We start from the raw sequence: 11313 nt of genomic DNA on the forward strand, positions 1-11313 counted from the left end.
TTAGATTCAACATTTACTCATGCCAAAATTGCTGCTCCATGTTGGGAGTCCGAGTCAGCGGGAATTTCAACTTCATCCCGGGGTTAATACCCTGGGTTCGACGGTTACGAATGACATATCCATCTATCACCACTCGATTGAAGATTTACACTGCGAAATAGTGGTGGAAGATGAAGGGGTGCTGGTTCGGGATTTAGGGTCGAGATACGGCTGTTTCGTGAACGAGGTGCAGCTTCATGAGGGCTATTTGCAGGCGAGTTGCACACTGCGAGTGGGAGAGGTGGAGTTGCTTTTTCAGGAGGATGCGCCGGAGTTGGTGCCAACGGCGGAGTTGTTCGCGGTCGAGGAGCAAACCGCGGCGACACCGAGGGTTTATAATCGGATGCGGGATGGATCACCGGCGTGTGAGAATCATGGGCGTTATCAGGCCAGGTTTGAGTGTCCGCAGTGTAGCGGTTTCTTTTGTGATTTGTGTGTGACGACGACGCGGGTGAAAGGGATATTACACAAGCAGTGCCGGAAATGTCAGTGTGAATGCGGACCGGTTGATCCAACTTTACTGAATCCAACCGACGAAGATGCGGACAAAAGTTTTTTTGCACTGTTGCCGAAGGTTTTTCGCTATCCGTTTCAAGGTGATGGTTGGGTCCTGATGATCACCGGGACATTGTTTTATCTCTTCGTCAATTTCATCGCGAATGCGGGTGTGTATTCCCCTGCCAGCCTGGTGGCACTGATCCTGGTTTCAGTTTTTGCGTTCGGGTATTTGTTTTCGTACCAGCAACGCATCGTCGTGACGACGACCAATGGCGCGCAGGAGATGCCGGATTGGCCAGACTTTTTAGGTTGGGGAGATGTGTTTGGTCCGCTGATGCAGTTGATCATCATCCTGGCATTTTGTTTCAGCCCCACTCTGCTCATGGCGATTTTGGCGAGCAACCAACCATTCTTGAGTGGTTTGGTGGCGCCAACCATGGTGCTGGGATGTCTTTATTTCCCGATGGCGATCCTGGCGGTTTCCATGTTCGATACTGTGATGGCGCTAAATCCGGTCCTAATCATTCCTTCCATGCTGCGGGTGTATCGTGAATATCTGACTGCTTGCGGGGTGTTGTTGTTGATCCTGCTTTTGCAAGGCCTGGTGAATTTCTGCATGGACCAGTTCAAACATGCGATCGTGATTCCGAGCGTGGTATGCGGCTTTTTTGCCTGGTATTTCCTGACGGTGGAGATGCGGTTGTTGGGTGTCCTGTATCGGACGAAGAAGGCGGAGTTGGGATGGTTTAGAAAGTGAGGCGGGAGGTTGTTGCGTGTCGCGGTAAGTCAAGGTGTCCTGACCCTGCGGGGAACATAAACGGATATTTAAGATTGACTCGCCTCGAAGAACACTGATAGTTCTTTTTTTATGGGAAGTGCTAAACAGAGGAGGAAGGGTCAGTTCTTTGGGATTCACCTTGACTGCACCTTCAGGTTGATATTGCTGCTGGGCTTGATGCTGCCCATCGCAGTGGAGGCCCAATTCAATTTCACCACCAATAGTGGTGCGATTACCATCACGGGTTACACTGGTTCGGGCGGCGAGGTTGCCATCCCAAGCACTACCAATGGATTGCCGGTCACCACGGTCGGAAATAATTTATTTGAATTCCGCCGCTTCGTAACAGGCGTCACAATCCCCAACAGTGTCACCAACATCGGGGACCAGGCATTCGGTGATTGCACCGGTCTGACTAGCATCACGATCCCCAACAGTGTCACGAGTATGGGGTATTACACGTTTATGAACTGCACTAGCCTTACAAACGTGACGCTTGGCAGCAGCCTCACCAGGATTCGAGACTTTGCGTTCGCCGGGTGCCCCAAGCTGGCCAGCATCACAATACCCAGCAATGTTACCGGCATCGATTTCTTTGCATTCAATGGCTGCAAAAGCCTTGCCACCGTCACGATCTCCAGCGGTGTGATTAGCATCGGAGACTCCGCCTTCGGTGATTGTTCCAGCCTGACCGATGTCACGCTCCCCAGCAGCATCACCACCATCGGAATCTTCGCCTTCGGTGGTTGCTCCAGGCTGGCCAATATCTCAATTCCCAACAGCGTCACCAGTATCGGGGACTTTGCGTTCGAGAGTTGCGGCCTCACGAATATCATGATTCCCAGCAGCGTCACCAACATCGGGGTATCGCCATTTCGTGGCGGTTGGAGCCTGGCCACAATAAACGTGGATACGAACAATCCCGCCTATAGCAGCATTGCCGGGGTTTTGTTCAACCAGAGCCAGACAGTGCTGATCGAATACCCCGCCGGCGGGGCAGCCTCTTATACAATCCCCAGCGGTGTCATCTATATCGGAGACGATGCGTTCGAACAGTGTCCCAGCCTGACCAGCATCACGATCCCCAGCAGCGTCACGACCCTCGGCTACTATGCATTCGTTGATTGCTATAACCTGACCAACGTCGTGATGGCCAATGGCCTCATTACCATTGAAGACGATGCATTCTATTCCTGCACCAGCCTGACCAATCTCACGATTCCGGAGAGTGTCACGAGCATTGGATCCGAGGCATTCGGTTACTGCAGCGGGCTTACCGGCGTCTTTATCCCCAATAGCGTTACCAACCTCGCGGACTTTGCGTTCACCTGGTGCACCAATCTAACCAATTTCACCATCCCAAGCAGTGTGAGCAGCATCGGGGAGAATGCCTTCGAAAGCTGCAGCAGCCTGGCCAGCGTTACAATTCCCGACGGTGTCCTGAGCATCGGAAACGCTTCGTTCGTCGACTGCGCCAGCTTGGCAAGCGTCTCGATACCCAACAGTGTCACCAACATCGGAACCGGCGCATTTGCCGGGTGTAAAGGTCTCACCGCGATCATCATTCCCAACAGCGTTACCACCATCGGAGGGAATGGCTTCGCTGAGTGCAGCCTGACCAACGTCACAATCCCAAGCAGCGTTACCAACATCGGAAGCTTTGTCTTCAATGGGTGCACCAACCTGAGCGCGATAAACGTTGATGCGCTCAACCCCGCCTATAGCAGTGTGGATGGCGTCTTATTCGACAAGAGCCAGACCACGCTTATCGAATGTCCGGGCGGCAAAACCGGCAGCTTCACAATCTCCAATACTGTCACCAGCATCGGAGACTATGCATTCGTCTCCTGCATTTACCTAACTGGTGTCACGATTCCCAACAGCGTGACGAACATCGGGAGCTGGGCGTTCCAAGAGTGTCGCAGCCTGACTAACGTCGCGATTCCCAACAGCGTCACCATTATTAAAGATAGTGTATTCTTCGCCTGCACCAGCCTGGCTAGCGTCTCGATTCCCAACAGCGTCACCAGCATCGGAGACAGTTCGTTCTATGCCTGCACCAGCCTGGTCAGCATCACGATCCCCGGCAGTGTCACCCAAATCACGGCCTCTGCGTTCGAATACAGCCCCAGCCTGACAAGTGTTTATTTCGAAGGTAACGCCCCCAGTATTAATCCCGGGTATCCTTATTTATTTTACGGGGATAGCCATGTGACCGTCTATTACCTCCCCGGGACAACGAACTGGGGCGCGACGTATGGCAATGCTCCGACGGCGCCGTGGAACCCACACGCGCAGACCAGCGGAACCAGTTTTGGTGTGCGGACGAATCGGTTTGGTTTCGATATCACTGGTAGCAGTGGATTGATCATAGTTGTAGAAGCCTGCACGAATCTGGCCAATCCCGTTTGGATTCCGGTGGCAACCAACACACTCACTGGCGGTTCATCCTATTTCGGCGATCCACAGTGGACAAATTATCCCGGTCGTTTCTATCGCCTCCGCTCGCCATAAAGTGTTCGTTCGGCAAACCATTTATGACGCACTTCAAAATGAATTCGGAAACGGAGTGAGCGATTGAACCCCTCATCACAACCTTCTCCCCACTTGGGTGTGGAGAAGGAGAAGAAAGCGCGCCTGGAGCCTCCGGGACGGCCTCAATAAATGACATTCATTTTGGTGATTGTTCTAAGTCAATGGGTCGATCCCACTTATTTACACTGGCTAGGCGTGTGACCATGACTTTCAGGACCAAGTAATTTGGCGCGGTCAATTGGAACATAGCCTCGGAGTTGAACTACAAAAAAAGGTTAACGATACCCTTAAAAAATGGACAAGCGGATAAATTCCAAGGATTATCGCGAGCCGTCTTTATGAAGCAACTTGTCATTGTTCTCTTATTTTTAGGGGTTGTCAGCCATCATGGTCTTGCAACTGAACCATCTCCTCAGGATTTGGCTCGCCAATTAATCACGGCTTTCAATGCCGGTCAGAAAAATCAATTTACTCCGGCAGCACTGGCGACCAATGAATTGATTCTGCAGAAAGCTGAAAAGGACTATCCCGATGATCCCTCAATTCATTCCGCGCTTGGCGCCTGTTATATGGCCCAGGAAAACATGCCTGCTTGTGTCGGGAGTATGGAGAAAGCTTATGTTACCTCCAAGCACGATCCCAGGACAGGAATGATGTATGCGCTTGCTCTTAAAATGAACAAAGAGCTTTCGAAGGCATACTCTGTGGATAAGGAAATGGTGGCAGAACATCCTGACATTCCACAATTACAGTTCTCGCTGGCAACCCTCGAGATGACGATTCAAAAATACGATGAAGCAGTCGCGATTCTCGAGCCTTTATGGGCAAAAGCTCCAGCAAATCTGCCAGAGAAGGACAAGGGAACTATAAATTTTATGCTCGGACTTTGTTATCTCTATAATGGGCAACATGCCAAAGCGATCTCCTCTTTGGAAAATGCAAACTCCCACTTCCCGAATGCAGGCATGATTTATAATGTTTTAGGCGAGGCGTATTTGAAAGGCGGCGAACCAGACAAAGCAAAGGACTTTTTAGAAAAGGCATTGGCCATCAATCCCAAACTCCCATCAGCCCTGTATTATCGGGGCATTTGCCTTGAGCGCTCAGGCGATAGCGAGCATGCAAACAAGTGCTTCCAAGAGTGTTATAGGTTCGGGAAAGACTGGTTGCGGGATAATGGCGAGGACTATTATCTCATGGCACAAGTTTGCAGTAAGATTTCAAAGCAGGAAGAAGCCGATGATTACAGGAAACAGGCTTCGCAGTTGCTCTATACGTATCAGGCCCCTTGGAAGAAAAACTAGGATCACCTGCATTGCTGGTGAACGGGCTAATGCTGGGTATTTACTCATGCTACGGAAAGGTTAGAGCCTGCTTACGTGCGGCCGCTACGGGAGGGTTGATGGCTGGCCATGGGTTACAGTCGTTGGTCGCGTGCGCGGGTTCAGGGCGACGAAAGTGTAAAAGCAAGATCCGATTGCAAATCTGCGCTCGTTGGGGACCGTATTTGACCAAGCAGGTCGGGTATGTGGAGGTTGCCGGGGATTTGAAGGATTTAAGGTGCCCCTGCCCTTCGGCTGCATTGGTGGAGTGTGCCTGGATTTATTGACCGAAGGGGAATCATTAAAAGATTTCGATGCTATAAACGTGCCGCTCCTATGGAGCTTAAGAGAGGATGTGGGTTGGTTTGGATTGTGGGTGGAGGTATAAAAGGAGCGTGTTCGGCTGGATGTGTGAACGGGAAGCTCAGTCAATAATTTGGGGCGGCCCGTTGGGCCTCGTTTCCTCCTTGGACGTTTTCCCAGGCCTGCTGCCTGGGCTGGTTTGGAACGGCCCGTTGGGCCTGCGGAGGGGTGAGATTTTGCGTTGTTCCTTGTGGNTGGAGGTTATTCCAGATATTCAACGGTTAAAGGCACCGCGTGAACGCGGGACTTTCTGCCCGGATGGACGCGACGGGATTGTGGGGCCGCGGATGGCATATGGCCGAGGATAAGCGATGCTTAGGGAAGGCATGGTGCAATTCCGGCAAAAAAAGGCCACCTTATACCTTCATGCGTATGGTCTTTTTCTGTTGACGGGGTTTTGGCTATTACCATACATTTGAGTCATCATATGGAAAGAGCCATGATGAGGATAAAGGAGTGGGTTGTGAATTATCAAATTTTCATATTATCAAATTATCAGATTGGAACCGGCGGTCTATTGCTGGAGTTCTTGTGGATGAGTGGCTGGGAGGTCGGGTTAAGTCGCCTTAAGTCGCGCTATCTCGGGTTATCTCGGGCTAACTCGTGTTAAAAATTATGAATTTGGAGGACGGAATGAATGAAAAGACTTTGGAATCGCGAAAGTCCTTTCGGACGGGCGATAAGCCAACTACGCGAAAGAGGAAGATTCTGCTTTCCGCCGGGAATGGAACCGAGTGTGCCAGTCAACGGCAGTTTTCGACCGATAATGCCATTTTGGAAAGGACTTCTTGCCAGGCGTCAGGCGTCGGAGGTGAGTTTTTAATTCATATGTGGGCCAGAGTTCGGAGGGTCACGGGGAATTGCGAGTTGAAAATCGGAAGGTATCGGAAGGTATCGGAAGGTATCGGAAGGTATCGGAAGGTATCGGAAGGTATCGGAAGGTATCGGAAGGTATCGGAAGGTATCGGAAGGTATCGGAAGGTATCGGAAGGTATCGGAAGGTATCGGAAGGTATCGGAAGGTATCGGAAGGTTAAACAATTATCAGATTTTCAGATTATCAAATTATCGGATTGGCATTCAGGCAGGGGGCGTTGGGCAAAAGGATTTTTTGAAGGAAAGGAAGTGGGAAGTGGCAGTCAACGGCAGTTACTGGCAGTTGATGGCGTTTCGAAAGGTTTATTGGACTGCAATCAAAGAGCACAATGGAACTTTGGCTTTTGGAAAGGTTTGGCAATGAACTACAAAGGGTTAAAGAAATGGATGATGCGACAGGAATTCTCCTTGATGAAGTGCGCGGGTTGGGGCAAGTTGTTTGCTGCCAGGGCCCATGGAATGTGGACTTACAAATCCCGCCAGGGCAGGAATGCAGCAACGGTAGTTTGCTCTGCATCCGCCGTGGTCACCCTGGCATTTAATTTATTTTGGAACGTGGAGTGCGGAATGCGGACTGGAGCGGAAATCCACCGGGTTCCGCATTTTGCACAATAGGTTACAATGGTTCTGAACGTATGTCCTATCAAGTCATAGCTCGCAAATATCGGCCGCAACGGTTCTCGGATGTGGTTGGGCAGGAGCATGTCTCGCAGACGCTGAGCAATGCGATCGCGTCGAACCGGATTGCGCATGCTTATTTGTTCGTGGGGCCGCGAGGGACGGGAAAGACAACGATCGCGCGCATTTTTGCGAAGTGCCTGAATTGCACGGGCGGTCCGAAGGTGGATTTTCCGGATGATGATCCGCGTTGCCAGGAGATTACGGAGGGGCGGTCGCTGGATGTGTTGGAAATCGACGGCGCGAGTAATCGTGGCATTGAGGAAATTCGGGAACTGAGAGATACGGTCAAATACGCACCGGCGACGTCGAAGTTCAAGATTTACATTATTGACGAAGTGCACATGTTGACGAAGGAGGCTTTCAACGCGCTGTTAAAGACGTTGGAAGAACCGCCGGCGCATGTGAAGTTCATGTTTGCGACGACGGAGCCGGAGAAGGTTTTGCCGACGATTTTGTCGCGGTGTCAGCGGTTCGATTTGCGGCGGATTCCATCGGCGTTGATCACGAAGCATTTGGCGCATATTTCGAAACTGGAGAAGGTGAAGATTGACTCGGGGGCGTTGGATGCGATTGCGCGCGGGGCTGAAGGCGGTATGCGCGACGCGGAGTCGACGCTGGATCAGTTGATCAGCTTTTGCGGAGATAAGATTGAAGAAGCGGATGTGCTGTCGATGTTCGGGTTGACGGCGCGCGGACAGATTTTGGGGTTGTCGAAGTCGATTCTAGCGGGTCAGGCGGATGTGGCCTTGCGCGAGCTGAATGATTTGTCGAAGAACGGAAAGGATTTGGGGCGGCTGGTTTCGGACTTGCTGAATCATTTCCGGAATTTGTTGATCTTCCAGGTTTCAAAGGGCGATCTCGGGCTGTTGGAGGTGAGTGAAGCGGAAGCTGCGTCGCTTTCGGAGCAAGGTGCGGGATCGAGCACGGATGCATTGACGCGAATCATGGAAGTGTTGAGTGACTGCGAGATGCGGTTGCGCGATGCGTCGTCGAAGAAGATTTTGGTTGAGGTGGCATTGCTGAAGGCGATTGAAGCGCGGAATGCGGTGAGCATTGATAATGTGTTGCAGCAGTTGCAACAATTGAGGAATGGCGGCGGCGGAGCGAATGCGCCGGTTCAGGCTGCGACGCCGGTAAGGGTTTTGACGGCGGCTCCGGTAGTGGCTCAGGCATCCGCAACGGCGCGCCCACAGGTTGTTACGGAGCCGGTGCAACCGGTTGCGCCATCTGCGCCAGCAAGGTTGGCAGAAACGGCACTTGGAACGGCATCGACGAGGATGCCAGCGGGCGATGGGAATCTCGATCAACTTTGGGGCAACCTGGTGGAGGCAGTGGGAAAGGCGAGCCCATTTGCGAAGAGTTATTTCCTGGAGGCGCATCCGGTTTCGATGTCGAAGACGTTGTTCACAATCGGTTTTGATCCTGAATTTGCGGACCACATCGGGTTTGTGGATAACGCGAAGAATCATGCGTTGTTGCAGACAAAGTTGGGTGAGCTGGGTTATCATGGGATGCAGATCAAGTTTGTAAAAGCCGAGCGTCCGACTGGCTGGGCTTTGCATCCCGCTGAGGCAGTTCCTCAACCGGCAAATGCCCCTGCACAGGCTGCATCCGTATCAGCAAAACCGGCGAACAAGACTCCTGTGGGAGCACCGGCGGCTCCCCAGGCAGCCAGGGAAAGACCTGCTCCGATGGTGTTTAACAAGGAAGATTTCAAGAATGACCCGTTGATCAAGAAAGCTTTGGAAGTATTTAAAGGGACGATCGTTGAGGTCCGGGCCTAGGCCATGAGGAAGGAGGAGCCGATTCCGACCAAAAGGCGCTTGCATCCTGATGAAAATGGCGTAACTGAAATAATCATAACAAACGCATTGAACAAAAAGATTTAATATGTCGAGCATTGGCAAACTAATGAAACAGGCTGCGCGTATGCAGCAGCAGATGGAAGAAATTCAAGCCCAATTGGCCGCCCGCACAGTCGAGGCGACGAGCGGAGGCGGAGCCGTAAAAGTGGTTGCGAGATGTGATGGGACCCTGGCTTCGATCAAAGTGGATCCACAGGCTTTGAATCCCGCGGATGCGCAATTGGTCGAGGACATGATTCTGACTGCGACCAACCAGGCGCTGGCCCAGGCCAAGGATATTTCCAACAAGGAAATGGGCAAGGTCACCTCCGGTTTCAATCTGCCCGGTTTGACCTAAGAGAATCAACTGTTTCTGGAGTGCGAGTGACTGGCTCCGGTTATTTTATTTTTGCATGGCTTCATTACCTGAACCTATCACGACGTTGACCGGTATCCTGAGCAGATTGCCGGGGATCGGTCCGCGCTCAGCCGAGCGGCTGGCTTTGCATCTGGTTCAGAGTGATGTGAGCGAGGTGAAGCAGTTGGCCCAGATTCTAGTCGAGGCGCGTGAACGGATCCAAACCTGCCCCATCTGCGGGTCGCTGACGGAGCAGACACCCTGCTCCATTTGTAGTGATGAGCGCCGAGATGGCGGTTTGATCTGTTTGGTGGAAAGGCCAACAGACATTATTTCAATCGAAAAATCTGGCACGTTCCATGGCCGATATCATGTTTTAGGCGGCAAGATTTCTCCCTTGAACGGTGTGGGGCCGGAAGATCTCAGAATAAGCGAATTGGAATCCCGGCTATCACAAGAGCCGATTAAGGAGATTGTTGTCGCCTTGGGAACGGACGTTGAAGGCGATGCCACCAGTAATTATCTGGCCAAGAAACTGGCGCGTCCAGGATTGAGAATCAGCCGGATTGCGCACGGATTGCCAGCTGGAAGTGGATTGGAATTCGCCGATGAGTTGACTCTTACGCATGCTCTCGCCGGGCGTCGCGAGATGGAATAAGTTTTCTCCAAACTTTACGATTCATGAATCTGCCAGAAGTTGTTGTCTTCGATTTGGGAAAGGTGTTGGTTGACTTTGATTATGGAATTGTGGCCCGGAAACTCGCTGCCCGCGGCACAATCAGCGCCGCAGAAGTCCAGAAGTTCATCGATCACTCTCCCCTGCTCTTTCGATATGAGACGGGCCTCATGACCAAGCAGGAGTTCTTTCAATCAGTTTCGAAGGAGACGGGATTCTGCGGTGATCTGGAGGAGTTTAGCAGGATTTTTGCGGATATCTTCGAGCCCATTCCACGGATGATTGAGTTGCACCGTTCACTAAGAACGAAAGGCATTCCCACGTTTATATTCTCGAATACAAACGAGATTGCTGTGGCTCACATTCGGAAGAGTTACCCGTTTTTCGCCAATTTCGACGGCTACATTCTCTCTTACCAGCATGGCGTCATGAAACCGCAGGCAGGGTTATATGAAGTCGTGGAGCGGGAAACGAAGCGTCGTAATTCGGAGATTCTTTATTTGGATGACCGTGCGGAAAACGTCACGGCGGGTGCTGCGCGGGGCTGGCAGGTAGTGCTCCAGGAATCTCCCGAGAAAACCTGGGACGCATTGAGAACCATTGGGTTGGTCAACTAGGCATTAGCGAGACTCAGGATTGAGGATTGCTTTTGTCGGGACCAAAAAGATTCTGCAACGGATAATCCGGGTCGCCAATGGAGAGCAATCGGTCAGACATATCATTCAGAGCGCGACGTGTGGTTTGGAATCGCTCCGACAAAGTCATCAGCACACTTTCCATATGATAACGCTGAGCAAGTCGATGTTCACCCGCAATGCGGTAATGCGTCCGGCCGAGTTGGTCGTAATACTTCAAGTCGGGAAAACCACGCACTTCAGCGCGGAAACGAATCCGGTCTGGGAAAACACCCGAAAGGAACAATGAATAATTCCCAATGTGCATGCGGATGAGGAAACTTGTTCTGTCATCCGCCGTCTGCAAGGCGGAAATCATTTCGAAGAAATAATCCAAGGGATTCAACTGGCCAGGCAGAATGCACTGGGAACTGCGAGCCTCAGAAAAAGCGGACAGCAGTTCGGCAACGTAATCGGCCACCTGACGATCGTTGATATCTGAGCGTTTAAAAACATGGCGCACCAGGACATAGAAATAAAGGCGGGAGGATATGCGCAAACAACCACGTCGTTCCAACAACGAATGGAATAATGTCTCATCGTCCAAAATCAGGTCACGAGATTCCTCGTCTGCCAGGAGTTTGACCAGACAATCGGCGGTGCGAATTTTTGTTCCTAAAACCTCCAGAATGAATTCGATGTCCTGAGCTGTGAACTGAACACGGCAATT

9 protein-coding genes and 1 other RNA gene are annotated in these 11313 nt (G+C 51.6%); 9 read left to right on the top strand and 1 reads right to left on the bottom strand.

Annotated elements, in window-relative coordinates:
• The first annotated feature begins 19 nt into the window (after window positions 1-19).
• From CFLAV_RS23560 to CFLAV_RS23605, 9 genes are all read left to right on the top strand, one after another.
• Complete coding sequence (locus CFLAV_RS23560; protein WP_007417362.1) at window positions 20-1294, top strand: FHA domain-containing protein; 1275 nt, start codon at window positions 20-22, stop codon at window positions 1292-1294.
• 111 nt (window positions 1295-1405) lie between these two features.
• A complete protein-coding gene (locus CFLAV_RS32980) occupies window positions 1406-3829 on the top strand; it encodes a leucine-rich repeat domain-containing protein (protein WP_007417363.1) in 2424 nt (807 codons plus the stop codon).
• A 278-nt stretch (window positions 3830-4107) separates the two neighbouring features.
• On the top strand, window positions 4108-5154 hold the full coding sequence (locus CFLAV_RS23570; RefSeq protein ID WP_150107562.1) for a tetratricopeptide repeat protein: 1047 nt from the start codon (window positions 4108-4110) through the stop codon (window positions 5152-5154).
• 996 nt (window positions 5155-6150) lie between these two features.
• Entirely contained in the window at window positions 6151-6774 is a 624-nt protein-coding gene (locus CFLAV_RS23580; RefSeq protein ID WP_007417368.1) for a hypothetical protein, read from the top strand.
• A 79-nt stretch (window positions 6775-6853) separates the two neighbouring features.
• Window positions 6854-6950: signal recognition particle sRNA small type (gene ffs / locus CFLAV_RS33735), an RNA gene on the top strand.
• 95 nt (window positions 6951-7045) lie between these two features.
• Window positions 7046-8875 (top strand): DNA polymerase III subunit gamma/tau, encoded by a 1830-nt coding sequence (dnaX, locus tag CFLAV_RS23590; RefSeq protein ID WP_007417370.1) that lies wholly within the window; start codon window positions 7046-7048, stop codon window positions 8873-8875.
• 106 nt (window positions 8876-8981) lie between these two features.
• Window positions 8982-9293 (top strand): YbaB/EbfC family nucleoid-associated protein, encoded by a 312-nt coding sequence (locus CFLAV_RS23595; protein ID WP_007417372.1) that lies wholly within the window; start codon window positions 8982-8984, stop codon window positions 9291-9293.
• 55 nt (window positions 9294-9348) lie between these two features.
• The gene (gene recR / locus CFLAV_RS23600; protein ID WP_007417373.1) at window positions 9349-9951 is read left to right on the top strand and encodes a recombination mediator RecR; all 603 of its coding nucleotides are present in this window, start codon (window positions 9349-9351) and stop codon (window positions 9949-9951) included.
• Between the two features lie 23 nt (window positions 9952-9974).
• Window positions 9975-10586 (top strand): HAD family hydrolase, encoded by a 612-nt coding sequence (locus tag CFLAV_RS23605; RefSeq protein WP_007417374.1) that lies wholly within the window; start codon window positions 9975-9977, stop codon window positions 10584-10586.
• 13 nt (window positions 10587-10599) lie between these two features.
• Here CFLAV_RS23605 and CFLAV_RS35710 read toward each other — a convergent pair.
• A partial coding sequence (locus CFLAV_RS35710; protein ID WP_007417375.1) for a hypothetical protein occupies window positions 10600-11313 on the bottom strand: 714 nt, incomplete at its 5' end.

Source organism: Pedosphaera parvula Ellin514, from assembly GCF_000172555.1.
GTDB lineage: Bacteria > Verrucomicrobiota > Verrucomicrobiia > Limisphaerales > Pedosphaeraceae > Pedosphaera.

Coding starts and splice junctions, on each gene's coding strand:
- CFLAV_RS32980 (WP_007417363.1), top strand. CDS start 1,406: ATGGGAAGTGCTAAACAGAGGAGGAAGGGTCAGTTCTTTGGGATTCAC.
- dnaX (WP_007417370.1), top strand. CDS start 7,046: ATGTCCTATCAAGTCATAGCTCGCAAATATCGGCCGCAACGGTTCTCG.
- CFLAV_RS23560 (WP_007417362.1), top strand. CDS start 20: ATGCCAAAATTGCTGCTCCATGTTGGGAGTCCGAGTCAGCGGGAATTT.
- CFLAV_RS23605 (WP_007417374.1), top strand. CDS start 9,975: ATGAATCTGCCAGAAGTTGTTGTCTTCGATTTGGGAAAGGTGTTGGTT.
- CFLAV_RS23595 (WP_007417372.1), top strand. CDS start 8,982: ATGTCGAGCATTGGCAAACTAATGAAACAGGCTGCGCGTATGCAGCAG.
- recR (WP_007417373.1), top strand. CDS start 9,349: ATGGCTTCATTACCTGAACCTATCACGACGTTGACCGGTATCCTGAGC.
- CFLAV_RS23580 (WP_007417368.1), top strand. CDS start 6,151: ATGAATTTGGAGGACGGAATGAATGAAAAGACTTTGGAATCGCGAAAG.